This is a genomic window from Methylobacillus caricis, assembly GCF_020532705.1.
In the GTDB taxonomy this organism is placed as follows: Bacteria; Pseudomonadota; Gammaproteobacteria; order Burkholderiales; family Methylophilaceae; genus Methylobacillus; species Methylobacillus caricis.
The window spans coordinates 844500-870989 of sequence record NZ_JAJAVD010000001.1 but is presented as its reverse complement, the minus strand read 5'-3'; the positions used below and the strand labels follow the sequence as shown (position 1 = coordinate 870989).

General features: G+C 52.1%; 25 protein-coding genes. 19 read left to right on the top strand and 6 right to left on the bottom strand.

Features of this window, described 5'->3' with window-relative positions; genetic code table 11:
• Positions 1–39 precede the first annotated feature (39 nt).
• The 11 genes from LG200_RS04155 (at position 40) to LG200_RS04105 (ending at position 8993) form a co-directional block, all read left to right on the top strand.
• Positions 40–666 (top strand): HD domain-containing protein, encoded by a 627-nt coding sequence (locus LG200_RS04155; RefSeq protein ID WP_226756326.1) that lies wholly within the window; start codon positions 40–42, stop codon positions 664–666.
• Between the two features lie 78 nt (positions 667–744).
• Positions 745–1503: a type I methionyl aminopeptidase gene (gene map, locus LG200_RS04150; RefSeq protein WP_226756325.1), complete on the top strand. Its 759-nt coding sequence runs from the start codon at positions 745–747 to the stop codon at positions 1501–1503.
• A 327-nt stretch (positions 1504–1830) separates the two neighbouring features.
• Positions 1831–2445: a hypothetical protein gene (locus tag LG200_RS04145; RefSeq protein ID WP_226756324.1), complete on the top strand. Its 615-nt coding sequence runs from the start codon at positions 1831–1833 to the stop codon at positions 2443–2445.
• A 219-nt stretch (positions 2446–2664) separates the two neighbouring features.
• Positions 2665–3111 (top strand): SRPBCC family protein, encoded by a 447-nt coding sequence (locus LG200_RS04140; RefSeq protein ID WP_226756323.1) that lies wholly within the window; start codon positions 2665–2667, stop codon positions 3109–3111.
• A gap of 4 nt (positions 3112–3115) precedes the next feature.
• Positions 3116–3544, top strand: coding sequence for a DUF488 domain-containing protein (locus tag LG200_RS04135; RefSeq protein ID WP_226757299.1), 429 nt, complete (start codon positions 3116–3118; stop codon positions 3542–3544).
• A gap of 346 nt (positions 3545–3890) precedes the next feature.
• Positions 3891–4043: a hypothetical protein gene (locus LG200_RS04130; RefSeq protein WP_226756322.1), complete on the top strand. Its 153-nt coding sequence runs from the start codon at positions 3891–3893 to the stop codon at positions 4041–4043.
• Between the two features lie 51 nt (positions 4044–4094).
• Positions 4095–4706 carry a DUF2238 domain-containing protein gene (locus LG200_RS04125; protein WP_226756321.1) on the top strand — a complete coding sequence of 204 codons (612 nt, stop codon included), beginning with the start codon at positions 4095–4097 and terminating at the stop codon, positions 4704–4706.
• Positions 4707–4748: 42 nt separating this feature from the next.
• A complete protein-coding gene (locus tag LG200_RS04120; RefSeq protein ID WP_226756320.1) occupies positions 4749–5261 on the top strand; it encodes a hypothetical protein in 513 nt (170 codons plus the stop codon).
• Positions 5262–5328: 67 nt separating this feature from the next.
• Positions 5329–6021 (top strand): hypothetical protein, encoded by a 693-nt coding sequence (locus LG200_RS04115; RefSeq protein ID WP_226756319.1) that lies wholly within the window; start codon positions 5329–5331, stop codon positions 6019–6021.
• Between the two features lie 503 nt (positions 6022–6524).
• The gene (locus LG200_RS04110) at positions 6525–7214 is read left to right on the top strand and encodes a PEP-CTERM sorting domain-containing protein (RefSeq protein WP_226756318.1); all 690 of its coding nucleotides are present in this window, start codon (positions 6525–6527) and stop codon (positions 7212–7214) included.
• A gap of 147 nt (positions 7215–7361) precedes the next feature.
• The gene (locus tag LG200_RS04105; protein WP_226756317.1) at positions 7362–8993 is read left to right on the top strand and encodes a Na/Pi cotransporter family protein; all 1632 of its coding nucleotides are present in this window, start codon (positions 7362–7364) and stop codon (positions 8991–8993) included.
• Between the two features lie 12 nt (positions 8994–9005).
• Here the strand turns inward: LG200_RS04105 and LG200_RS04100 are convergent, their stop codons facing one another.
• Complete coding sequence (locus tag LG200_RS04100) at positions 9006–10109, bottom strand: methyltransferase (protein WP_226757298.1); 1104 nt, start codon at positions 10107–10109, stop codon at positions 9006–9008.
• A 176-nt stretch (positions 10110–10285) separates the two neighbouring features.
• Between LG200_RS04100 and LG200_RS04095 the strand changes: the two genes are divergently transcribed.
• From LG200_RS04095 to LG200_RS04085, 3 genes are all read left to right on the top strand, one after another.
• A complete protein-coding gene (locus LG200_RS04095; RefSeq protein ID WP_226756316.1) occupies positions 10286–11605 on the top strand; it encodes a PQQ-dependent sugar dehydrogenase in 1320 nt (439 codons plus the stop codon).
• Between the two features lie 157 nt (positions 11606–11762).
• Positions 11763–12308, top strand: a complete 546-nt coding sequence (locus LG200_RS04090; RefSeq protein WP_226756315.1) for a DUF3828 domain-containing protein — start codon at positions 11763–11765, stop codon at positions 12306–12308.
• 103 nt (positions 12309–12411) lie between these two features.
• Positions 12412–13032, top strand: coding sequence for an HD-GYP domain-containing protein (locus LG200_RS04085; protein ID WP_226756314.1), 621 nt, complete (start codon positions 12412–12414; stop codon positions 13030–13032).
• Between the two features lie 5 nt (positions 13033–13037).
• Here the strand turns inward: LG200_RS04085 and glnE are convergent, their stop codons facing one another.
• Positions 13038–15773, bottom strand: a complete 2736-nt coding sequence (glnE, locus tag LG200_RS04080) for a bifunctional [glutamate--ammonia ligase]-adenylyl-L-tyrosine phosphorylase/[glutamate--ammonia-ligase] adenylyltransferase (protein WP_226756313.1) — start codon at positions 15771–15773, stop codon at positions 13038–13040.
• 104 nt (positions 15774–15877) lie between these two features.
• On the opposite strand from glnE, the gene acs reads away from it, so the two are divergent.
• The gene (acs, locus tag LG200_RS04075) at positions 15878–17842 is read left to right on the top strand and encodes an acetate--CoA ligase (RefSeq protein ID WP_226756312.1); all 1965 of its coding nucleotides are present in this window, start codon (positions 15878–15880) and stop codon (positions 17840–17842) included.
• A gap of 16 nt (positions 17843–17858) precedes the next feature.
• Positions 17859–18638 (top strand): lipopolysaccharide kinase InaA family protein, encoded by a 780-nt coding sequence (locus tag LG200_RS04070; protein WP_226756311.1) that lies wholly within the window; start codon positions 17859–17861, stop codon positions 18636–18638.
• Here the strand turns inward: LG200_RS04070 and LG200_RS04065 are convergent.
• Positions 18633–18983 (bottom strand): TIGR01244 family sulfur transferase, encoded by a 351-nt coding sequence (locus LG200_RS04065; protein ID WP_226756310.1) that lies wholly within the window; start codon positions 18981–18983, stop codon positions 18633–18635. The two genes, LG200_RS04070 and LG200_RS04065, sit on opposite strands and share 6 nt — an antisense overlap.
• Before the next feature lie 76 nt (positions 18984–19059).
• A complete protein-coding gene (gene mtlD, locus LG200_RS04060; protein WP_226756309.1) occupies positions 19060–21246 on the bottom strand; it encodes a bifunctional mannitol-1-phosphate dehydrogenase/phosphatase in 2187 nt (728 codons plus the stop codon).
• 525 nt (positions 21247–21771) lie between these two features.
• On the opposite strand from mtlD, the gene LG200_RS04055 reads away from it, so the two are divergent.
• Together LG200_RS04055 and LG200_RS04050 are read left to right on the top strand one after the other, a co-directional pair.
• Positions 21772–22467, top strand: coding sequence for an MBL fold metallo-hydrolase (locus LG200_RS04055; protein ID WP_319004552.1), 696 nt, complete (start codon positions 21772–21774; stop codon positions 22465–22467).
• A 50-nt stretch (positions 22468–22517) separates the two neighbouring features.
• A complete protein-coding gene (locus LG200_RS04050; protein WP_226756307.1) occupies positions 22518–23243 on the top strand; it encodes a Crp/Fnr family transcriptional regulator in 726 nt (241 codons plus the stop codon).
• Here the strand turns inward: LG200_RS04050 and LG200_RS04045 are convergent.
• Positions 23232–23936 carry a hypothetical protein gene (locus tag LG200_RS04045; protein WP_226756306.1) on the bottom strand — a complete coding sequence of 235 codons (705 nt, stop codon included), beginning with the start codon at positions 23934–23936 and terminating at the stop codon, positions 23232–23234. The genes LG200_RS04050 and LG200_RS04045 overlap by 12 nt on opposite strands.
• Positions 23937–24320, bottom strand: a complete 384-nt coding sequence (locus tag LG200_RS04040; RefSeq protein WP_226756305.1) for a response regulator — start codon at positions 24318–24320, stop codon at positions 23937–23939.
• 587 nt (positions 24321–24907) lie between these two features.
• Here LG200_RS04040 and LG200_RS04035 point away from each other — a divergent pair.
• Positions 24908–26482, top strand: a complete 1575-nt coding sequence (locus tag LG200_RS04035) for a peptide chain release factor 3 (RefSeq protein WP_226756304.1) — start codon at positions 24908–24910, stop codon at positions 26480–26482.
• The last annotated feature ends 8 nt before the right edge of the window (positions 26483–26490 follow it).

Below are 26490 nucleotides of genomic sequence, written 5' to 3'. Positions count from 1 at the left end.
TTGGCAGCCGCTAATCTTAGTCGTTAGGCATCTCAATCCATGGTAAACCTACTTATGTCTCTTAATACCTTGAATCAACAGTTCGCATTCTTGCGCGAGATTGACCGACTGAAGAATGTGATTCGACAATCGCCACTACTTGACCGTAGCCGGAGAGAGAACAGCGCGGAGCATTCTTGGCACCTCGCCGTTTATGCATTGATCCTGCGGGAATATGCCGCTGCACAAGTCAACCTGGAACGGGTAATCCAGATGCTCCTGATACACGACATTGTTGAAGTGGACGTGGGAGATACACCAATCCATCACGTATCCTCAGGCGCATCACAAGCCGAGCTGGAAGCAAGCGCCGCAGTGCGCCTCTTTGGCATGATCCCGGGTGAGCAAGGGGCCGCCTTGTTGGTACTCTGGCGCGAGTTCGAACTTGCAGAGTCGAACGACGCGAAATTCGCCAAGGCCCTTGATAGAGTGCAACCCCTCCTCGTGAATGTAAGCACAGGCGGCGGCACCTGGAAGGAAAACAGCGTTACACTCGAACAAGTCCTTCAGCGGTATGGTCCCACCATTGCACGTGGCTCACCGACCCTATGGACTGCCTGCGAGGCGTTGGTACGTGAACACTTTGCAGTACAAGACGGGAAGAGAGGAATCGCCAGCGATGCCTAACAATCCATTCAACCCGATGCCGCTCCGCATAGCGGCTTGACTCAGGCATTAGCCACTTTCGAGGTGTAATTAACAAAAATGACTATTGGTAGCCAAAAAGATGTCGACGGAATATTAAGCGCAGGTCGAGTGGTCGCCATCGTAAGAGACGCGATGCTAAAGGCCCTTGAGCCGGGAATGACGACAGCGGAACTGGATAGGTTAGGAGCGGATTTGCTGGATCAATTCGGAGCGAGATCCGCCCCGAGAATGGTTTATGACTTTCCTGGCGCGACTTGTATCAGCATCAACGAGGAGGCCGCTCACGGAGTCCCCGGCTCTAGGGTGATCTATGCTGGAGACATCGTGAACATAGACGTTTCAGCAGAGCTGAACGGCTATTTCGCAGACACTGGCGCTACTCAAGTAGTGCCACCAATATCGAACACGAAGGCGCGATTGTGTCACGCGACCCGAGTAGCGCTTGAACGGGCCATGTCTGAAGCACGAGCTGGAGCACCCATCAATAGAATTGGCAAGGCTATTCAATCTGTAGCCATATCACATCGACTCAAGGTGATCACTAATCTTGCCGGTCACGGCATTGGTCGATCTTTGCACGAGGAGCCGGAAGGCATCGTCAGTTACTATGATCGTGGTGATCATCGACGATTACAGGTAGGTCAGGTCATTGCTATTGAACCTTTCCTTTCAACTCGAAGCACCGCTGTTCACGAAGCTGCGGATGGGTGGACGCTTGTAGGCGATTCGCAAAACCTATCCGCCCAGTATGAACATACAATTATTGTCACCAAGAGCGATCCGATCGTGGCGACTCGCTCCGTTGACCACAGTTAATAAACGCCTGCAGAGTGACTCGACGAACGTTAGCGGCAAACTGAATCAACCACTTAGCTACATGTGAAATTCAAGCTAAGTTACCCATTGAGGTTCGCCAGTTGCGGGCGTGTTGCAAACGGTAAAGACAATAGTCGTTGTTCTTCGTCGCTCCGCTAAGGTTGTTTTTACAAGTTCCGGACTGCTTGCTGGCCGGTTATGTTTTAAATTTGCGCGTTGATGCCGTTGTTCATGTCCGTCAGTGAGAGTACGGGGGTCCATGCCATATTATGCGATAGGTGATGTATGCGAAACTTGCTTGATTTTAGTTCTGGCTCGGCAATTCTGATGACATTGCTGATCCTGGCATTGACGTCTGTGATAGCGGTCGGTATCCGGCTTATTTTTATGCAGACTTTTCAGCGCCGGCGTGAGCGTGAAAACCGTCAGATCAACGAACGATTAAAGGTACTTATCGCAGCTTACAAAGTGCTGGGCGGCTCCTTTACTGGTGAGCTGGTGGTTGATCCTGCCCATTTACGTGATTTGCGGCAGTCTGCTGATACGGAGGAGGATTTGAACACCCTTGCCAGTGCTTCCGAGCGCCGCAGGCGTATCCGCGATGCGGTTGAAACGGCACTGTCAGATGTGGTTTTACTCGGCACAGAAGAACAGGTTCTGCTGGCAGCACAGGCTGCTAACGATATGGTGGCAGGGAAAAGTATCGAAACTGCCGCACTGGTGGTTTCATTGCGTAATTTTATTCGCCAGTCTTTGGATTTAACACCCATTCCGGCAGGCATCACCGTCCCTAGTCAAGGGCCAATACGCATTGTTGCAGGCGGTAACAATAGTAAACGAAGCGGCGAGCCTGGTGGTAAAGGTGGCGGTGGAAATAGCGGCGGCGGTGCTTCTGGCGGCATTGCACTGACTGATAACAGCCATAACAGCGAAACACCCTGATATAGATATCGTTTATGCTGGAAAGTATGCAGGCAACAGTGCTTGTTGGCATGCAACCGCTTCAGCGCGAGATACTGAGCCTCGCATCACAATACACTGACTGCATGCCGCCACCTCTACGAATGCATATCAACAAAGCCTAACATCCTAATCCAACGGACTATACAATATTCGTATCCCGACCCTATGCTGAACATCACGTTGAAAGGAGAATGACTCATGTCTACTGGCACTGTGCGATTTCACCGCGTACTCCGTAGCCCTCCGGAGCGCGTCTATCGGGCGTTTCTGGATGCCGATGCAATGGCAAAGTGGTTGCCGCCATATGGCTTCACGTGCAAGGTTCATCACCTGGATGCAAAAGTTGGCGGAACTTTCAGGATGTCGTTCGCGAATTTCAATACCGGGAACGGACACGCTTTCGGTGGTGAGTACCTTGAGCTTGTTCCCAACGAACGCATTCGTTACACGGATAAATTCGATGACCCGAACTTGCCTGGGAAAATGCAGGTAACAGTAGTTTTAACGAAAGTTTCCTGCGGAACGGAGATTAATATCGTACAGGAAGGGGTGCCTGAAGTTATCCCCGTCGAGATGTGCTACCTCGGTTGGCAGGAGTCTCTCGCACAACTTGCAAATCTTGTTGAACCTGAAATTCCGGGTTAGCAAGATGCTGCCTAAACATTCGGCCAGGAGGGACTCCCCGCCGGCAAGTCGGATAACCATACTTCTAAAGCGAGCATATGAGCCGCCTGCGCCAATCGACGGATTCCGGATTCTGGTGGACAGGTTGTGGCCCAGAGGGGTGGCCAAAAGCTCGGCGCGCATTGATCTCTGGCTCAAGGAGGTTGCCCCGACCACAAGCTTACGAAAATGGTTCGGTCACGATCCATCCAAATGGGCTGAATTCCAAACGCACTATTATGCTGAACTGGCCCTAAACCCAGATCCTGTCGCAAAAATCATTGAATTGGCCAACAAGAAGGTTATTACGCTGATCTATGGCGCCAGAGATACGGAATACAACCATGCGATCGTGCTCAAGTCATATGTTGAGAAAACGAGAAAGCATTCCCAAAATCCGCCTCAAGAGGCCTAACAATACATTCAAGCCAGCTGGCTTCGTTCGTCCTTGATCAGGCTACCAGTCATGAGGCCGAGGCTACTCTGTTATTAAGGTGTGGTCCAAATCCTGGTGCGTGTGCTTCAATACCTCCGCCGAATGGCACGCGTTGCGTTCGCAGATCAATTTATTTATCACTCGACCATGCATGTGTCTTGCTTCTGCCATTTGCATGATCCTGCCCTGGCTGTCTCATCGGCTCAAACTCAGCAAATGTTGGCTACCACGCCAGCTGCGATAAGATAAAACGCCCATCCACACAACAGCAGAAACAAGACCCAGCCATTTTCAATATTCCCTTCCAGCCCATATAATCCTCCTCATGAACAAACATAAAGAATTACTCAATCTGGGCATAGCCACGGTCGTTGGTACAGTGCTTGGCATTGCGCTTGAAAACCTGGGGTTGGGGATTGCTGTTGGCATTGCGCTGGGCATTGCTTTGTCATTCCTCAACAAGCCTGACAAAGATTGAGCCTTTGGCATCCATCCTTCCCATTGTCCTTAAACCTTTGATTCTCCAATCATGACACGTACCACTCCCCTGCTGTTCGCCTCTTTACTGCTAGCCGGCCTGCTCATCCTTTCCGGCCTCCGGCCTTATGACCGGCTCACATGGTTGATGGAGGTTATACCTGTCATTCTCGTCCTGCCATTATTATGGATTACCTACCCGCGCTATCCATTGACAACTTTGCTCTATGTGCTGATTTTTGCTCATGCGCTGGTGCTGATGCTGGGAGGCGCCTACACCTATGCCCGCGTGCCGCTGGGTTTTGAAATAGCCCAGTTTCTAGAGCTGGAACGCAACCCTTATGACAAGATCGGGCATTTTATACAAGGATTTGTCCCCGCCATTGCCGCTCGTGAAATCCTGTTGCGCGGCGGCTATGTCAAAGGACGCAAAATGCTGGTATTTCTGGTGGTTTGCGTAGTGCTGGCAATCAGCGCCAGTTACGAGTTGATTGAATGGGCCGCTGCGCTCATCATGAATCAAGGGGCAGAAGAATTTCTGGGCACGCAAGGAGATCCTTGGGATACGCAATCCGATATGTTTTTTGCATTGATTGGTGCTGTCAGCTCGCTCGCATTGCTCTCTCGGTTGCATGATCATGAACTGGCAAAACTGCATCAATAGGTCATAAATCCAGGCCCTGCATCCAGCATTTGAAAGAATAAGATGAAGTTTAAAGCCACGCTCGCCTGCCTTGCTTTGGTCATGGTGATCCATACGGAAAGTATCGCCGCGCCAGGCGTGCCCAAACCACTCGCCGCGCAAATTGACCATCTGGTCAGCTTGCTCAGTGACGGCGATGCAGTTGGCTATCCAGAAGCCATTCAATTTCAGGCGCTGAACACCCACCCTTCCCAAGAGGTTACCTTGGCCGTATTCACTGTTGAGGGATTTGGCGGAGGAAATAACTTCAGGCAATACCTTGCCGCATTTAGCCTGGAAAAAACGACTACGGGGCAGCCGCATTATTCCTTGATAGATGTGATGCCGATTGGCGCTGGCGGCTGGCGTAGCATCAATAGCCTGCATGCCAGGCTCATAGGCGAAACAAAAAATGGCGGTTCAATTTTCACGATTAAAGCACTTGAAAATATTTCTGATGACGCGCCTAATTTTCCCAGCAAAAAGGTAATTCTCAAGTTTGTGCTTGAAAATTCACGGCTAAAGGAATTGAAGTAAACATCATATTCATCATGCACTCTATGCCTGTAGCACTTAGATGCAGTATCCACAAGGAAATAAGCCCATGTCCTTATCAAATGCACAAAAAATCGCCATTTTTGATCGTATCTGGGATGAATATGTAAAAACCCATGGACTGGGCGGCATGGCAAAAGGTGACTTCGATGCATTATTACTCTGGGAATACGCCAAGGCTACACAAACTATCGATGCTTTTGCCTTGAGCTCTGTTTTCAAGATTCGAGAATCAAGAGCCAAAAGCCTGCTGGATAGTGCCTCCATCAAGTTCGACCAGATAGAGGAAGATGCAGCCTGGTCGCAGTTGCTCAACGGCCTGCAGGATGTAGAGTTCCTCGTGGAAAGCATGGAACGCGGCCAGATGCGTTTTCACCTCAAAACCCCTCTGCTATTCCGCCATCTGCAAAACCAGGCACGAGCCATGGATGATAGCTTTGCCTTCAACACCGCCTCCGAATATGTGACTGGCAATTTGCGGACGCTTTACCGCATCCTGGACGCCAGTTGGGAGGAGCATGCTTACGGCTTATCCTGGCAAGGTGAAAAACTGATGCAGGAACGCGAAAAAATCAAGAAAATCATAGGAAAAATAGGCCAGAACATCAAAAGCAACCATCTGCAGGAGCTGAAATCACTCAAGAAGTCCAGCCTGCCCGGCATCATCGAGTATGGCAGCCGGCTTTCCGGGATAGGCCGCTTTATCAAGGATTTGGTGCAGATCATTCATCAAGCCAGCTAGCTGCCAGCAATGTGAGCCATTGCCGGGCTCTCCATTGCAAACACATTCAGGTACATCCCGAACTGTGTTGTACCTGTAAAACTTACCCCCTGCCATATCTGCAGCAGCAAAATCCCCAGTCAGCCTTTGCCAAGCTGGAAATGCATAGCTGTTCAACGGGTGCACATCCAGTGCCTTGAACCAGCAATCCAACATGCCGCCCCTCCAAGTTGCAAGCTCCCCATTCCAGGCAGCAGACTTTCCTTGTTGTACCAGCCCTTTGCTCCTGAGCCTGTCCTAGTCCCTTATAAACAATCAATCCTGAATGAAATACCCATGATATGAAATGGGTTGACACATCAATATAAATAAAGATAATACAAATCATTCTTATTTTTATTATATTAAATAAAAGTAGGAAATGCATTGGTAGATCTGCTGTTGTTGCGGTTCTGCCAATGATCTTCCACAACAAGGCTTTTATTGGAAAAGCCCTGTGTTTTTTATCAATAGGGGAATTAAAAATGAATGTAGGAATCGCCCGTTTCATCGCTGGTGCCAGCTTGTTTGCCATCGCCACTATCGCCCACGCCAACACCACTAACGATGCGTTTATTGACGTTGCCAACTCCGTATCTTTTGACGGATGGAATCAGCTCAACCGCAACCGCGTTGACACTGATGGCAATGCAAACCCTCTGACCTCGGCTCAACTTGCTGCTGGGACTGCTGGCAATGTCACCGGCTCTGGTGACGCGCTGCTTACACTGATCTCGGGCAGCCACTATCCAGCTGGCGCTGGCTTGTACGGTGGTCCATCCACGTTTACTTTCACTGACAATACTGTAGATAACGCAGCAACATCACTGGTATTTCAAGGCATTATCAATGACTTCAGCGCAATCATGGGCGGTGGTGATATCAGCTTCACTCTGAGCTATAACGGTGGCTCACAAAACATTGCTGGCAATCTGGTTGAGTTTGTCAACACCGATGGTATTAGTGATTACTATCAGTATACTTGGGACTTCTCGAACCTGGGTGAGACTATCAGCTCCTACACCATCAACTTTGGTATCGGGTATTCCCAACTATTGGCATTCCAGATTGACCAGGTCGCTGCCGTACCAGAACCTGAAACCTATGCCATGCTGATGCTGGGTCTGGGCATCATGGGCTTTGCAGCTCGTCGCCGTAGCAACCCCAGGATCTAAATTTTTAGCATACTTGTAGTTACCGAAGCACTGCTTGCAGTGCTTCTTTCATTTTTACCTTCCAGACTCTTTATTCCCCATCAGTATTGCACCTGAACAATCAGGTTAAAATACGGCCTTGCTGACACTTTCAGGTACATAACATCAATGTGGTCCGATCTATTCATGGGGCTAGGCGCCGTTGGCTTGATGCTGCTTGGCATAGACTGGATGACAAACGGCCTGAAAACCGCTGCTGGTCCCAGCTTCATGCAATTGCTACAACGCTGGACAGGCAGGCCATGGCAAGGCGTTTTCATCGGTGGGCTAAGCACGCTGGCCGTGCAGTCATCCACCGCCATTACAGTCACCACGATCGGTTTTGTCAATGCGAACATCCTGTCTTTGTCAGCGGCTGCATTTGTTATTTACGGCAGCAACCTCGGCAGTTCATTAAGCGCATGGGTAGTGGCATGGCTGGGCGGCAACTTCAAGCTGGACAATATGGCACTGCCGATACTGGGCATTGCCGTGATGCTGAAACTCTTCAGCAAACAAAGCCGCAGAAAAGGGATGGGTGAAGCTCTCACGGGCTTTGCCCTGCTTTTTCTGGGCCTGGGGTATCTCAAGACCAGTTTCGATGCCACGTTCATCAATATAGATTTCAGCACGCTCACCAGTCTTGGCGTATGGGGCATATTGCTTTCAACCCTGGCGGGGATTCTGCTGACTGTTGTCATGCAGGCATCGCTGGCAGTGGTTGCCCTGGTGATTACTGCGGTATCCACTGGCGCAGTGCCCCTGGAAATTGGGGCCGCCGTTGTCATTGGCTCCAATATAGGCACAACCTCTACCGCCTTATTGGCTACCATGGCGGCAACGGCCAAGGCAAAGCGGCTGGCAAGCCTGCATGTGCTGTTCAACCTGCTGACAGGTATTGTCGCGTTGCTGCTGTTGAAACCTTTGCTCTGGGGCATCCAAGAGATAGGCCTGCTGTTATTCAATGACACACAACCGCAATTTATCCTGGCCCTGTTTCATACCTTGTTTAACCTGCTTGGCGTATTCCTGATGTACCCATTGACGCCAGCCCTCATCAGGTGGCTGGATAGCAAGTTCAGGACCGCAAGTCATTTGGCATCATTCAGCCTGGATAGCTCCAGCCTCGCCATTCCAAGCCTGGCAATCAGGGCAATGAGCATGGAGGGCTTACGCACCGGACAGCTGATCGCAAGACAAGCCCTGAGCATGGCGGAAAAGAGCGGGCTCGATCAGCAATTACAGGAAGATACACAGCAGTTATTGCAGAACCTGCATCAATATACGGCGAAACTAGCCCAGCAGAGCCTTTCGGCTGAAGAAGCAGAACGATTGAATGTGCTGGTGCAAAACCAGTTGCGGCTGTCCATGGCATTGCAATTGCTCCCTGCCCTGTCAAAGCATCTTGGGCGGGATGACCAGGCATTCGTGCTGGAAATTCCTTATTGGCAGACTGTGATCAATACCAAGCTTCCTGAGGAAACGGCTAACATGCATCATGCATATAAAGAACTGGTGCAACAACGACAACTGAAAAAACAGCATATTCTTGAGCAGGTGCTGCATGCCAGTCTTGCCAACGACTCCGGTGGTGACAACTTGCTGAGGTTGGCAGAAGCACGGAGATTCAATCAACAGCTTACCAAGGCCATTCTGGCATTCAGTTCGCTGCAGTCCAATTATGACCACGGCCAACAGCAAGAACATGAATTATCAGAAGAAGAGCTGCTGGAAGAAAACCTGGGAACTGGAACCCAGTGACTTAGCAGCGGCCTAGGCCACCCTCAGCCGCCACAGGGATGTCACCTCTGCGGCGCGCGCCATATGCAGGGGATCCGACTTGTCTGAGGCGCGAGAATGGCGTGGCTTGATGTCAGTTTTATCCACTACCTGTAACCCGGCACCAGCAACCATCTCCACCAACGCTTCACGCGTCCGTAACCCCAGGTGCTCGGCAATATCTGACATGATGAGCCAGCCTTCCCCTTCTGGCTCGAGATGTTCTGCCACTCCATTCAGGAAGCCCTTGAGCATAATGCTATCGGGGTCGTAAATTGCATATTCAATGGCCGCATTCGGGCGGGCTGGCAACCAGGGAGGATTACATACAACCAATGGTGCACGACCTGCAGGAAACAAATCGGCCTTGATGACTTCAACCTGTCCAGCCAACCCCAGCATCTGCATATTCTCACGTGCGCAGGCGAGAGACCTGTCGTCCTGATCAGTGGCAATCACATGCTTGATCCCGCGCTTGGCCAGCAAGGCGGCCAGTACTCCGCTACCGGTACCAATATCAAATGCAAGGGTCAATGCAGGCAATGGTGCATCCGCAATCAAATCCACGTACTCACCTCGCACCGGTGAAAAAACACCATAGTGCGGATGTATGCGTGCGCCCAAGGCTGGCACCTCCACCCCTTTCTTTCGCCACTCATAGGCGCCGATCACGCCAAGCAACTCACGCAGCGACACTACCGAAACCTCATCGGCATTGCCATAAGCTTGAATGCAGGCCTGATGCGCGTCAGGAGCACGGCGTAGCTTGATGCTGTAATCCTTTTCCAGGGCAATCAACAACATGCCCAGCACGCGCGAACGTTGAGCCTGTGCCTGGCGGTTAAGGTGGAAAGCCTCGGCAGGGACGGAAGATGTTTTTGCCGGCTTGCGGTCTATGCGCCTTGCAATCGCCTGCAACAACTGGCGTGCGTTCTGAAAATCGCCACGCCATAACAGGGCCGTGCCTTCACATGCCAGCCGATAAGCCACGTCAGCCTTCATGGCATCATCAGCAATCATCACTTTGGCCGGCGGCTTTGAGTGGTTTTCCGAGCGCCAGATGGCAGAACACGTTTGCCCATTTTCCTGCCATTGCATCAAAGGGATGATCTTCAAATCGTCAGTCAAAATAGAACTTTCCTGATGGCTATACCGTCATTAAACTGCAAGTATTAAAAATAATATGAATATCCGGTCAGCATTAGAACATGGAATAGCTTACCCTACATGATCGGATGCCCCTTTCCGTATTACCAGATAAAGGAACCCTGCTCATGCAACGTATTATTCTACCGGCCATGCTGGCCATTTCGTTGAGCGCTTGCGGCGATATTGCAAAACTCCCAGTTTCATCAGGCATGGGCCCTAAACCAGAATTGCCGGAGCCAAGAAGCACACTGATCCCGACAGTAAACGTCGCTGAAGCCATTGGCTGGTCTGGCAATACATTACCGTACTCTCCCGAAGGCACTGCCGTGAATGCGTTTGCCAAGGACCTGGATCACCCGCGCTGGCTATATCAGCTTCCCAATGGGGATGTATTGGTGGCTGAAAGTAACAGTCCTCCAAAGGGCGATAATGGATTCAGCCTGCGTGGCTGGTTTGCTGGAAAATTCATGAAAAAGGCCGGCGCCGGCACTGAAAGTGCCAACCGCATCACCCTGCTGCGAGACACCGATGGCGATGGCGTGGCAGACCAGCGTTCAATCTTCATCGAGAATCTTCATTCCCCCTTCGGCATGACATTGATCGGCAATACTTTTTACGTGGCCAATGCCGATGCCGTGGTGACATTCCCTTATGTGGAAGGCGCCACCAACATCAACACGCCGCCCACCACCCTAGTTGACCTGCCTGGCCTGCCGCTCAACCACCACTGGACAAAAAACCTGATTGCCAATAACGACGGCAGCAAGCTTTATGTCACTGTCGGCTCCAACAGCAATATCGGGGAGAATGGCATGGAGATCGAGGAGGGTCGCGCCGCCATCTGGGAAGTCGATGCAAAGAGCGGTGAACATCGCATATACGCTTCCGGCCTGCGCAATCCCAATGGACTTGCCTGGGAACCCGATAGCGGCAGCCTGTGGGTTGCGGTAAACGAACGTGACGAAATTGGCAGCGACCTGGTGCCAGACTATATGACCTCTGTACAGGATGGCGGCTTCTATGGCTGGCCATACAGTTATTACGGCAATTATGTCGATGTTCGTGTCCAGCCCCAAAAACCCGAACTGGTCGCGAAAGCCATTGCACCCGATTATGCGCTCGGGCCGCATACCGCCTCACTAGGGCTGACAGCAGCCAAGGGCAACGCCCTCCCACCACAATTTGCCAATGGCATGTTTGTTGGCCAGCATGGATCATGGAACCGTAAGCCCCATAGCGGCTATAAGGTCATCTTTGTACCTTTTGAAGCAGGAAAGCCCTCAGGCAATGCCATTGATGTGCTGACAGGTTTCCTCAACCACAAGGGCGAAGCCCAGGGCCGGCCTGTAGGCGTGTTGGTAGACCAGAAAGGCAGCCTGCTGGTAGCTGATGATGTAGGCAACACGATCTGGCGTGTCAGTGCTGCCAACACATCAAAAAACTAATCACAATCCTGAATTAACACCAAGAATTTTTCCCGACATGTCAGGCACCCCTGCACAGGGCTTGCCTGACATTTTCATCGCATGCTCTAATCTGCCATCGCCAGCTGGCCACATGCCACCTGTCCTCTATACTGCATTACCCACCGGGATCATGAAAATGGCAAAATTGTTTGCAATACTGCTTTCCATCTGTACATTGCTAAGCATGCACCCAGCGCATGCTGCCAAAGAGGCTAAAGATGAAGCGCGTGAGGCAGCCACCAGTTTTTATCAGGACTATGCTGCGTTGCAGAAAACTGACAAGGTCGTCGGCCTGCCCAACATGGCGCAACTAGATGCTATTGCACAACACCTGATTCCCAAGCTCCACCGTATTTTCTATATTGCCCTGCGTGAACAGCACCGCTGCAGGAACCGCGATAAAACAACACCATGGACTACCGGTGATATCTTCACCTCCAGCGACGAAGGCTTCACCAGCTTCACTATTGACCCAAGCTTCCCCAACCAGTTTGGCCGCCAGTCTTCTGTACATTTCAAATTGGAACAGAATGGCAGCACCAAAACATGGACGGACGAAGTCATCCTGCGCAAGGAGAATGGTCAATGGATGATCTACGACATTGAATACCACGCACCTTTTGCTGAAAAGAAAACCGGAAAAAGCCTGCAATCCATTATCGACAAGAATCCTGCATGCTAGAATAATGCCTGTACTCGCCAGCTGGCACTTGAATCAGCTGGGTATCTTTTAGAGATCAGGTAAACGGTTCCACCATTGATTAAGCATTTCAAGGGGCTAGCACTTGCAGCAAACTAGCCCCGCAACGCCTCCAAGCTCTTTTGCATCCTATCTCGCCTCCTCTGCCGAGGCACTATTTGTAGCGCTTGACGAACGCGATCCCTATACCTACCAGCATTGTGACCGGGTATCCATGCTGGCCCTGGAGCTTGGAATTGAGTGCGGACTGACTCAGGCCGAACTGGATGTCCTTCGCATTGGCGCCCGCTTTCATGACATCGGGAAGATTGGTATTCCTGACCATGTGCTGCTCAAACCGGGCGCCCTCAACGCTGAGGAGTGGGCTATGATGAAAATGCATCCGGTCAAGGGCGAACGGCTGTTCCGCAACACATTGCACCCACAAGCTGACATGGTTGCGGATATCATTCGTCACCATCATGAGTGTTTCAATGGCAGCGGCTACCCTGACGGCCTATCAGGCAACCGGATTCCGCTGGCCTCCCGAATCTTGCTGATTGCAGATGGTTACGATGCCATGAGCACCGCCCGCCCTTACCATCATGGCCGGAGCCACCAGGAAATCATGAATATCATGGCGGATGAGGAAGGCATAAAAACCGACCCTGACCTGATAAAACGGTTCATGTGTGTCATAGAACGAAGTCCGGCAAGAACAGATTGAGGCCGCTAGGCTACAAAGACTTCCTGCCATAAGTTGCGCACCGCTTCCACCTCATCCTTCACTTCGTCCAAAGGCACACGGGCCTTGCTTTCTCCTTGCAGCCTGATGGCATGCTGGCGGCGCCTGTAATCACGGTAGGCCTTGGCTGCCAACTGCGCATGCCCCAGCCGGATCAAACCAAGCTGGCCAAGCATCTCCAGCAAGGCAATATTCCCCAGGTTTCTGGTCAGTTCAGGGTAAACCGCTGCATGCGCCAACACCAGGTATTGCACAATAAACTCGACATCCACGATCCCGCCACTATCATGCTTGAGGTCGAACAGCTCACCATGATTGGGGTGGGCTCCATGCATTTTTGCGCGCATGGAAACCACCTCCTCGCGTAATTTCAAAAGGTCCCGAGGCTGGGCGAGCACATCCTGGCGTATTTGCTCAAATATTTCGCCAATCTGCTGATTACCGGCACTGAAACGCGCACGCGTCAGTGCCTGGTGTTCCCAGACCCAGGCTTTTTCCTCCTGGTAAGTACGAAACGCCTGCACCGAACTCACCAGCAAACCGCTGGCACCGTCCGGGCGCAACTGCATATCGGTTTCATAAAGCGTTCCCGCAGAGGTCATACTGCTCAGCCAAGTATTAATCCGTTGCCCCAGCTTGGCATACACTTCGCCGGCCTCTGGCGCTTCATCATCATAGAGAAAAATGATATCCAGGTCAGAAGCATAACCCAGCTCTTTGCCCCCCAGCTTGCCATAGCCAATCACGGCAAACAGCGGCATATCCCGATGACGGTTGCGTAATGCTGGCCAAATAGCCTTGATAGCTACATCCAGGATGATGTCTGCCAAGGCACTCAGGTAGTCTGACAGGGTTTCCAATGACAGCTCGCCAGCTACATCCTTGGCGGCAAAACGAAATACAGCGGCATGTTTGAAGTGCCGCATTTCATCCATTTGCCGCTCCACATCACCATGCAGCTCAAGAATGCGGCGCTCGAGATCCACATGCATGGCAGCAAAATCAGGGGCCGCATAAAGATTGCGTGTATCCAGCAATTCATCCAGTAGGATGGGATGTTGCGACAGGTATTGGGCCAGCCAGGGGCTTGCGCCCACAATCCGGATCACCAGGGTCAGTGCGGCCGGGTATTCTGCCAGCAAAGCGAGATAGCTGGCACGACGGCAGATACTGTCCAGCAAGTCTGCAACCCGCATTAACACTACATCGGGATGAGGCTCCTGCCCTGCCTGATTCATTGCCATGGGCATCAATGCATCGAACCGCTGCCGGCTCAACTCGGGCAGCTGCTTGTATCTTGGACTGTCATGAAAACTCATGACCTTACGCAGGGTATCTTCTGGCTCCGCGTAACCCAGCCTGGTCATCAGAGCCACCGCATCCTGTCCTGTCATCAATCCCAGCCAGAGTCCTGTCACATTCATTTCCTGTGGCGCTTCCCCGGAATTCACTTCCTGTGGATCGGTAAAGACCTCATCAAAATGATGCTGTACTTTGGCCCTATGTTGCTCCAATGCAGAAACAAACTCTCCCCAGCCGGAAAATCCCATACCCAGTGCGATGCGGGCGCGCCCTTCATCTGCGTGGGGGATATCCTGCGTCTGGGTATCTTCCATATATTGCAGCCTATGTTCCAGGTTACGCAAAAAGATATAGGCAGCGCTCAGCTCGCTGACAGTGTTCTTTGGCAACAGTGTTTTTTCCTGCAGCAGGTTCAGCACTGACAACGTAGGCCTGACCTGCAGGCTGGGATCGCGCCCGCCGCGTATGAGCTGGAATACCTGGGCAATAAACTCAACTTCGCGAATCCCGCCTCGGCCCAGCTTGATGTTGTCATGCATATCCCGGCGATTGACATCACGCTGGATCTGCACCTTGAGGTCACGCATGGAAGCAAAGGCGCCAAAATCCAGGTACTTGCGGAAAACAAACGGGCGCAGCAGATCACCCAGGTTCTGGCCCGGGCCAGCCACCACCCGCCCCTTGATCCAGGCATAGCGCTCCCACTCGCGGCCCTGGTTCTGGTAATACTCTTCCAGCATGGCAAAACTGCAGGCCAGCGGCCCTTCAGACCCATATGGCCGCAACCGCATGTCCACACGGAATACAAACCCGTCCTCTGTAATCTCGTCAATGGCAGCTATCAAGCGCTTGGCAAGCCGGGTAAAGAAATCCATATTGCTGATGGACTTGGCGCCGTTGGTTTCACCATCCTCCTCAAATGCAAAGATCAGGTCGATATCGGATGACACATTAAGCTCATAGCCGCCAAGCTTGCCCATGCCCACTACAATAAACTCCTGACGCTGGCCACTTTCCTCACCGATAGGGCTGCCAAACATGGCTTCCAGCCATGGGGTCAAGTGCAACAAGGCATGCTGCAACGTCACCTCGGCCAGTGCGCTCACCACATGTATGACCTCACCCAGGTCTGCCAGGCCATTGAGATCACGCACAATCACGCGCAGGATCACGCACTGGCGCAGCTTGCGCAATACTCGCTTGAGCGAAATATCATCGCTGACTTCCTGTTTATCCAGCCAGGCCCGCATGGCATCTGCTGTCCATGCCTCATGAACCTGCTCCATCAACTCAGGTAAAAGGGCTTCATCCCCAGTCAATAATCGCTGGACGAACGGACTGCAGCGTATGGCATGCAATAAATATTGCTCTTCCGTACTCTGGGCAGTGTTTTCTTGCAAAATCTGTGATAGTTTGCGCATCTGAAATTGTTAATGAAATGTTATTATTGGTTTCTTAGAAGTCCATTAAATGGCTGGCAAGAAGGTCACAGCCTAACTCATTATAGTGTTTTGGAGGAGTATGTATGTCGTCGATTGAATCCGTGCTGACGGAAAGACGTGTTTTTGCGCCGCACGATGCATTCCGGCAAGCCGCCACGGTGTCAGGCATGGAGGGCTACCTGGCATTGTGCCAAGCCGCGGAGCAGGATTACACCGGCTTCTGGGCCGAACTGGCCCGCAATGAGATTGACTGGCATACCCCCTTCAGCGAAATCCTGGATGAGTCGCAAGCTCCTTTCTACCGCTGGTTTGCTGATGGCACCCTGAATGCATCGCACAACTGCATAGACCGCCACCTTGCCACCCGTGGTAACAAGACTGCACTGATCTTTGAAGCAGATGACGGCACCGTCACCAATATCACCTATAAAGAGCTACATCAGCGTGTATGCCGGTTCGCCAATGCCTTGAAAAAGCAAGGCATTGGACTGGGCGATCGCGTCATTATTTACTTGCCCATGAGCATTGAAGCCATCGTCGCCATGCAGGCCTGCGCGCGCATTGGCGCCATCCATTCCGTCGTGTTTGGCGGCTTCTCCGCCAAGAGCCTGCATGAGCGCATTGTGGATGTAGGCGCCAAGCTTATTATTACTGCAGATGGCGGTCTGCGTGGCGGCAAAGCTGTGGCACTAAAGGGAGCGGTTGACGAGGCCCTCGCGCTAGGCGGTTGTGACGGTGTGGAAAAAGTCATCGCCTATCAGCGCACTGGCGTTGAAATCATCATGAATCCGCAGCGCGACCTCTGGTGGCACGAGGTTGAAGCCGCTGAAAATGATTACTGCGAACCCACCTGGGTCAGTGCCGAACATCCCCTGTTCATCCTGTACACATCCGGCTCAACCGGTACCCCCAAGGGCGTCCAGCATTCTACTGGCGGCTATCTGTTGGGCACCATCATGAGCATGAAGTGGGTCTTCGACCACAAGGCAACCGATATTTTCTGGTGTACCGCCGATGTAGGCTGGATCACCGGCCACAGCTATGTGGCCTATGGCCCGCTCGCCTTGGGCAGCACCCAGGTGGTGTTTGAAGGCATACCCACCTATCCCGATGCAGGCCGCTTCTGGAAAATGATAGAACAGCATAAGGTCAGTATTTTCTATACTGCGCCCACTGCCATTCGATCCCTGATCAAACTGGGTGGGGACTTGCCCAATCATTATGACCTTTCAAGCCTTCGCTTGCTGGGCACTGTAGGGGAGCCGATCAATCCCGAGGCCTGGATGTGGTATCACAAGGTTGTGGGCAAGGAGCGTTGCCCGATTGCCGATACCTGGTGGCAAACCGAAACAGGTTCACACATGATTGCGCCGCTGCCCGGTGCCATCCCTGCCAAACCAGGTTCCTGTACCCGCCCGCTTCCAGGCATCATCGTTGATATCGTTGAGGAAGATGGAACCCATATCGACGGGACAGGCGGCGGCCTGCTGGTCGTGAAGAAGCCGTGGCCCTCCATGATCCGTAACATCTGGGGCAATCCAGAGCGCTTCAGGAAGGCCTATTTCCCCGAGGAACTCAAGGGCTTGTACCTGGCCGGCGACTCTGCGCACCGCGACGAGGACGGTTATTTCTGGATCATGGGCCGCATCGACGACGTGCTCAACGTCTCCGGCCACCGTCTGGGCACCATGGAAATCGAGTCGGCACTGGTTGCCAATCCGCTGGTGGCCGAAGCCGCGATCGTGGGCAAGCCCCACGACATCAAGGGGGAATCCATCGTGGCCTATGTGGTGCTCAAGGGCGAGCGCCCTGAAGGCGATGCCGCCAAAACCATCGCGGCGCAATTACGCGACTGGGTAGGCAAGGAAATCGGCCCGATTGCCAAGCCGGATGAAATCCGCTTCGGCGAAAACCTGCCCAAGACCCGCTCCGGCAAGATCATGCGCCGCCTGTTGCGCTCCCTGGCCAAAGGCGAGGAAATCACCTCGGATATTTCCACGCTAGACAACCCGGCTATCCTGGAACAATTGAAACACTCCACCATATAGGCGATCAGCAATAGACATGGATAGCTGGCGCCTTTGCGACCAATGGCAGCACCTGCGCTCGGTTTTCGGCTCGATTGACCAGATATTCAATCTTACCGGACAGCAGATCAGCCATAACCTTGGGTTTTCTGAGGTCGTCTTGGTGGAGGCGGAAGGCCGGCAATATTATGTCAAGCGTTACTATGCCGCGGGCAAGGGTATCCGCTACTTTATCGGCACACCACGCATCGAGCGCGAATGGCAGAACCTCCAGCGCTTCGATACCTGGGGCATTCCCACTTCGCAGCTGGTTGCCTACGGCATGGAATACCGCCATGGAATCTTCCATCGCGGCGCCTTGGTCACAGCTGCAATTCCGCATAGTACAGATCTGGTCACCCTGGCCCGAAACTGTGATCCACACCTGCAGGATAAAAAATGGGTCAACAGCGTCAGCCACCAACTGGCCGCTATCGCCCGGACGCTGCACTCACAGCGCTTTATCCATGGCGACTTGAAATGGCGGAATATATTGGTGGGCGACGACGCAAAAGTTTTTCTGATCGACAGCCCATGTGGCAGAACCTTGCCGCACGGCTTGCTGCAATACCACATCGTCAAAGAGCTGGCCAACATAGACCGCAATGCCAAGCAATATGGCCTGAGGCGCAGTCAGCGTTTACGCTTTTTCCTGCAGTATTTGGGGCAATCCATCCTGAGTCACAATGCAAAAAGGCAATTGCGCCGGATACTGGCTTACCGTTTCCGCCGTGATGAAGCCAAGCAGAAAATGCTGGCAAAGCTGCAACAACTATGACTGCTGCTTGGCCAACGCCTGCTGGTAGATATTGACCGCGCGCGTCCCAAGCTTGCAGAACCCCAGGATCGGGATCGGCAGGCTGGGTAGCAGCCCGGCCAACTCGTCCACCTGGGCATAAGTCAACTGGCCGGGCACCACAGGAACATGCACGTACTGGAGGCCATTGGCTTCGGCAGCCTGGCGGATTTCCTCGCTGCTGGGCTGCTCGGCACCGCCCTCGCCATCCGGGCGATTGTTGATGATGGTTTTGAAGCCGGCGGCAGCGGCCTCGGCTACTTGGTCAACTGTCAATTGCGGACAACTGCTGAACTGCTCGCTGATGGTCTTGGTGGTAAGCGTCATCTTTCCTGTATTTCCTCATGTAAGGTAATGCCCAATATACCACAGGAGGCGCAGCCTCCTTGGTATCGGCCTGAGATCAGGACGCCAGCTCCTCCGCGTAGTTATAGCTCAGCGGCCATTGCCAGTGGGCTGAGGCAGGGTTGGTCAGCTGGCGCAGATGCTCGGCAATACGCTCGATCAATGCCGCATCCTGTTGCGGATCAAGACCGTGGTAGGGTTTGCCATGATAGTCGCCGCTGAAAGCCAGCACATCCGCAACGGAGGCGTTTGCCTCGAACAAGGCCTTGATGCGCTGGCACTCCTTGTCCTCGGGCGTGATGAGGCGCAATGAATACAAAATGCCCAGCGCTGCGCCAAACTCCAGCATGGGGGTTTGAATACCATGGCGGGAAGCCAGCTCGATGCTGCCCATGATGCGCTCCTTGCGTTGCAGCTTGCGCAGCGGGTCGCGCCCGATGCGGCGGCACGGGTCCTTGAACGAAGCCTTGCAACGCGCGATGAAGCTGTTGACGAACGAGGTGTTGATGTATTCCGCCAGTGCCGGGTTTTCCTGCAGCATGGCGGGCTTGATCTCGTTGTTCACCAGGCGTTTCACCAGCATGACGACGCGCTCGTCCCCCATGCCCTGCCCGATGGTCTGGTAGCCCAGCAGGCTGGCATACCAGGCAATGATGGCATGCGTGCCGTTCAGGAGCCGGTTCTTGATCGCCTGGATCTCGGCAATGTTGTCCACCGTCTGCACCTGGCGCAAGCGTTCCAGTATCTTGCCCCCCTTCTTGGCGTAGAGCAGCATGTCGGGACCGCTTTCAAACAAGGTGACCCCCAGTTGGTCCAATGCCCGGTTGAGATGCGAGGCATGCCGCAACTGGCTCACGATCTTGCCCAGCCCCGGCTCGGCCAGGAGGACGGATTCCTGGTGCATAGGCGCCACACTATCGCCAGGCGCCAATGCCTTTTGCTGGGTGTGCTTTTCAAAACTAGCGAAATTAATCCTCGCCTGCTTCAAGAGAATTTCTTTCGGTATTTTTGAAACCATACGGTTGACCACCGTTTCAGTAAAACATGCCATATCCATGATCGCTTGAATATCGTGTCCGGCCACCAAGGCTTGCATCGCTTCTTTCACATGTCGCCGCACAAATGCTGCACCGCCGACCTTGTTGAGAATCACCAGTATCGTCAGCGGCTTGGCATTGTGCTGATAACGCGCCGCCAGGCCCTTGGCAATCAGGCCGGCCTGCTGCTTGATGGCAGATTCAGGTAGACACAGGCCAACAATCTCGGAAATTGCATACATGTCGCACACCGCCGACTCATCCGCCATGTCGATCAGGCGGATGCGGTCTATGGTCTGGTGGAAAGCCAGGTTACTGTAGTGCACGTCGTACTTGCCAAACGCATTGACCAGGCTGCGCAGGGTCGTATTGTTGCTTGCGCCGATGATTTCATAAGGCCGGGTATAGCCGTCCCAATGCGAGAATATCTGCGCCAGGTAACCACCGCCCATGGCGCCGAAGCCATGGATGCCCGCCCGCATGTTGTTGATGGTTTGCGGGAACGCATCCGTCAATTTGGGCTTGGGGAGATTGGGCGTAAACCTGATCAGGTCGGCAAGGAAATCCGGCATGCGGTCGTAAGCCTGGTAAGCCAGCTGCTTGATTTCAGCCCGTGGCTCCTTGATATCCTTCACCAAAATAGGCAAGCCGCCCGCACCTGAGGCAGAACGCAAGCCATTTTCAGAATCCTCGAACATCAGGCAATGCTCTGGCAGGCAATTCAATTCATTGGCAGCCGCCAGAAAAATCTCCGGATGTGGTTTACCCTGCTTGACCTCATCGCCACACACCGTGATATCAAAATATTTCATGACATTGGCATTGATCAGGTACTCCTCAGCAATCGCACGGCGACTAGAAGTCGCTACTGCCATCAACAAGCCATTGCGTTTGAGCCGCTCCAGGATTTCATACAAACCGGGCTTCACTGGCACCCCATGCTTACGCACATGAGCAAGCTCCAGCTCATCGGCACGCTTGCGTATAGATGCATAAGGATATTCTTGACCGTATTGCTGTTTGGCTAGCTCCTCTGCTTTTCTGGCGCTCAGGCCGAGCGAGCCCAAGAGGATGTCTTCACTGATTGCCTGGCCAAACAACTCAGCCGAGGCTTGCTTGATAGTGGTAAATCGAAGACGCTCGGTATCGAACATCGTGCCATCCATATCAAAGATGGCGGCGTGGATGAGTCTTTCCTTGAAAATCATTAAAAATCCTTAACACTAACTGACTGATTTGTGAGGTTCACCTCGAGTGTGAAATGAATGATGACTTTTTTACCATAACATATTTTTTTCATCTTTTTGGCCAGTTTGGCCTTTTGATTCAACCCCATGCGCTGAGAATCACACAAAATTCGGCAGGAACCTAACAACCAATAAATATGCTTATTTGTAGGACTGATGCGACATTGGCGCCGATCAAGAGGGAAATAAGCGAGGGAAAATTTTGGGAAGATTGACAGCGTAATAAAAAATATCACTGAGTGAAATTCAGCGCCAAAGGGCAGTACGCTAAATACACACAGCAAGCGCTGATTAACTTTATCAGCACGGCTGCTTGATCTCAGCAAGATTCTGCTGGAACTGGTTTGTAACCTGCTGTGCCCTATTATGATCAACTCATGCGGAACATAGCCTAATCAAAAGTTGTCTTTGAATAAGATTAGGACTAGATTGCCGTGACAGCAGAAGCAGCCCCCCGCAGGATAAAACCAAGAAAGGAACCCCATGATCTTCAGGCAGCTTTTTGATGAGGAGTCCTCAACCTATACCTACCTGCTGGCAGATGATGAAAGCCACGAGGCCTTGTTGATTGATCCTGTGGATGCAGGCCTGGAGCAATACCTGCAATTGCTTGATGAATATAACGTGGTGCTCAAGTACTCGCTTGAAACCCATGTACACGCTGACCATATCACTGCGAGTGGCATGTTGCGCGAAAAAACCAATACGCTGACCGGCATAGGCAGCCGCTGCAATGCATTGCCAGCCGACTTGCAGTTACAGCATGCTGACCAACTGCGCTTCGGCAACCATATCATCAAGGTACTTGGCACACCGGGACATACCGTGGGAAGTGTGAGCTACCTGGTTGATGACCGCGTATTTACCGGAGACTCGCTCCTGATCAATGGCTGTGGCAGAACAGACTTCCAGGATGGGGACGCTGGAACACTATATGACAGCATCACACAACAACTATTCAGGCTGGATGAGGAAATTCTGGTTTATCCAGGACATGACTACAAAGGTTGCCGCGTCAGCTGTATAGGCCAGGAAAAAGCCATCAACCCACGCCTGGCAGGGAAAACCCGCGATGAATTCATTGCCATCATGGACAATCTCGACCTGCCAAAACCGGAATTGATTGATATCGCCGTCCCAACCAATCGTAAACTGGGTATCGAAGCATTGCCCCATGGCTGATGCAATGCCACCCTGTATCGCTCAATCCAGATTAAAACAAGGAATAAAGCATGGATGATTTGATTAAATATCTACGGGAACAAAAAACCTTCAAAACCCATACCAAGGAAGAGCTTGAGTTTATCGATACCATTAAATTAAAACAGGTGACCTTGCCTGAGGGGAGGCTCATCGTAAAGGAGAACACCTCCTCGCCTCAACTCTTCACCTTGCTTGATGGCTGGGCGTATCGTCACAAGACACTCAAGAATGGCAACCGGCAGATTCTGAACTTCCTGTTACCGGGAGATATCGTAGGGCTTCAGCAAAACCTGCTGGACAATACCTCAAGCAGCGTTCAAGCATTAACTCCGGTGACATTATGCGAACTGGACAAGAACAAGTTATGGCAACTGTATGAACGCCATCCTGCCCTTGCCTATGACATCACCTGGCTGTGTGCGCAGGAAGAACATATCGTAGATGACAACCTGATGAATGTTGGAGCGCGCATTGGATTGGAAAAAGTCGCCATGTTGCTGCTTCATCTCTATAAGCGTTACAAGGCTATTTACCCCATCCCAGGCAAAACCATTCCTTTCCCGTTGACCCAGCAGGAAATCGCGGATTCCCTGGGGCTATCGCTCGCACATACCAACAAGACCCTGCGGAAACTGGAAAAACTGGGCCTGCATAGCATCAGCAATAACGCCCTGACCATCTTTGACGAAAAAGTGCTGGCAAGCGTAGCCGATTATTTCTATATGCCAGTCAAGCAGAGGCCGCTACTGTGCTGAATCGCCCAAATCATCCCAGCCGAAACTGGTCCATTCCTTGCCAAACTTGAATGTCAAACCCCCAGCATGCGCCAATGTTTGAAGTGCATGCTGATCAATGATTGCATGATTGAGCTGAAAACCCTGACGTTGCTTGACTGCATAAAGTGGATGAGTAATTTCCACACAAACCGAACGTGGCTCTTTCTGCTCCAGCCGTAATGTAACCGGCTCGCTGATATGGTCCTCGAAATAGCAAAGCAAGCCTAGCCAGGCATAGAGAAAAGGCTGCTGCCTCATCTCCTCAATATCAAGAACATCGCCGGGCACATAATCTATCTTGATATTGCGCAAGGCGAGCGGCGCGGTCATCAGCTTAATGCCCAATTGTATGATCTCGGCAGGAGTCGCCATTGCCTTTGCTGTGCTTTCCCAGATCTGCAGGGCACGAATACCCAACACAGCCTCTTCCAATTGCTGATCTATACGGGCTACCTGTTCATTCAGGACTGCCTTGCCAATATCGCCTTTAGCCAGGGTACGCTTGATGATGGCTGCACTCATACGCGCGATCGAAATCGGCCCAACCAGGCTGTGCCGCAAACTGGGAAATACCCGCATGAATATCTCATGCTGGATACCCATTACCGCCCAATCCTGCATTTGGTCCTGCCCCGCTAAAGAAGCCTTCACTGATTCAACCTTCCCTTGCATTTAGAAGGACTCCAGAACGCGCTCCAGACTGGCAAGGTCCACAGGTTTTTCCAGATAGAAATCAAATTGCTGACTGTCCTGTGCTCCTGTTAAGTCAGAGGCTGCATAACCCGTTACGGCGACAAACTTAAGCTGACGCGCAGACTCGCCCAAGCTCGCCCGCAACTTCCCGATGAGTTCAAGCCCAGAAATATCAGGCAAGTTAAGGTCCATAAATAGGATGTCATAGGGTTTTGCCTTTAGCGCCATTTCCACTTCATGGCCATTCATAACGTAATCAGCCTGATGCCCCAGCATCTCCAGCAGTTCCTTAAAGGTTTCTGCAGCAGCCTGATAATCTTCTACGATGAGTACATGCCGACTTTGTTGGCTGGTTAATTGCATGATTTAGGTCCGCTGCCACGGTATGCTGACATTAAAAACAATTGCATTTCCATGATATTGATATGCGATTTCGCCGCCATGTCCCTTGCCAATTTTATGCGCAATATACAATCTCAAAACTTAGCGCCTTCTTAAGATTATGTTCATTAAACATGAACTGGCACCTGAATGTCCAAAACAAGATACGAGCCAGCGCATCATGGATGATAAACCGGCATTATGAACACTGATATTGAATTGGTCATTACTCTCGCTCATTCTCCGTTCCAAACCACAGCCAGACTCTCCAAACAAGATGCTGAAACAAAACATGTTTAGCCCCCGACTGCACGCTCCAGCATCCGGCCTTTATCGCTTCCCAAGGATTATAGGGAAATCATTTACCGCCTGATATGAGTTTTCACATAATGCTGAGCTTGGTTAATGCGTCAAATATTTGGTGGAAATCTTCCGTTTCAACCTGCAGCCCACATCATGATAGTGCATGGATAAATGCCTGCCTGTTAAATAGGCGATAAATAACCGCGGAATATCAGGCACAAAAAGGTAAAATAGCGCTTTTGCTTAGCCATTCAACTTTAAAATATATGTCCAGCTTCAACCAAGAAATCCATCGCCGCCGTACATTCGCCATCATTTCCCACCCGGATGCCGGCAAAACCACACTGACAGAAAAACTACTGTGGTTCGGTGGCGCCATCCAGGTCGCAGGTGAAGTCCGTGGCCGCAAAGCTGCCCGCCATGCTACTTCTGACTGGATGGAGCTGGAAAAACAACGCGGCATTTCCGTCACTTCATCGGTAATGCAGTTCCCATACCGGGACCACATGATCAACCTGCTGGATACACCAGGCCATGATGACTTTTCGGAAGACACCTACCGGACATTGACCGCAGTTGACTCTGCCGTCATGGTGATCGACTCTGTCAACGGCGTGGAAGCACAAACCATCAAGCTGCTGAACGTTTGCCGCATGCGTGACACGCCCATTCTCACCTTCATCAACAAACTGGATCGTGAATCCAGGGCACCCATAGAACTGCTGGATGAAATCGAGTCAACGCTGGGCATGCAATGCGCCCCCATGACCTGGCCTATCGGTATGGGCAAAAGCTTCCGCGGCGTGTATCACTTGTATAACGATACGATCTCGTTTTTTGACCCGCACGCAGAGAAAGGCACGTCGGAAACCATCAAGGGCCTGGACAATCCTCGCCTGGACGAGCTGATAGGCTCACAGGCCGATGATTTACGCGTAGACGTGGAACTGGTACGCGGCGCCTCCAACGTATTTGATAAAGATGCTTACCTTACCGGCAAGCAAACTCCGGTCTTCTTTGGCTCCGGTATCAATAACTTTGGCGTGCAATCCTTGCTGGATGCCGTGGTTGAGCTTTCCCCTGCCCCGCTTCCACGCGATACTGCCAGCCGCAGCGTAGCCCCGTCGGAAGAAAAATTCTCCGGCTTTATATTCAAGATACAAGCGAACATGGATCCCAAGCACCGTGACCGCATTGCGTTCCTGCGTGTCTGCTCCGGCCGTTTCGAGCGGGGGATGAAAATCAAGCAGGTTGCCAGCGGCAAGATACTTGCAGTCAACAATGCCATTACCTTCATGGCCCAGGACAGGAACACTACGGATGAAGCCTATGCCGGTGACATCATTGGCATACCCAACCACGGCACCGTCAAGCTGGGTGACACCTTCAGCGAAGGCGAGGAACTCAAATTCATCGGGATTCCGTCATTTGCCCCGGAATTTTTCCGCCGGGCACGGCTGAAAAACCCGCTCAAGATGAAACAGTTGCAAAAAGGGCTGCAGCAACTTGCTGAAGAAGGCGCTTCACAACTATTCCGCCCCTTGTTGAGCAACGACCTGATCCTGGGTGCTATCGGCACCTTGCAGTTCGACGTGGTAGCTCACCGGCTGGAACATGAGTACGGAGTAGATGTGGTATTTGAAAGCTACGATTGCTCAACCGCCCGCTGGCTGCGTGGCCCTGAGGCCGATCTCAAGGCGATTGCCGACAAGTACGGCTTTAACGTGGCGCTGGATGGCAACGAGGAGTACGTTTACCTTGCGCCCAACCGGGTCAACCTGCAAATGGCGCAGGAACGTTACCCAGAGCTGCAATTCCTCGAAACCCGCGAGATTTTCTAGGGAATACC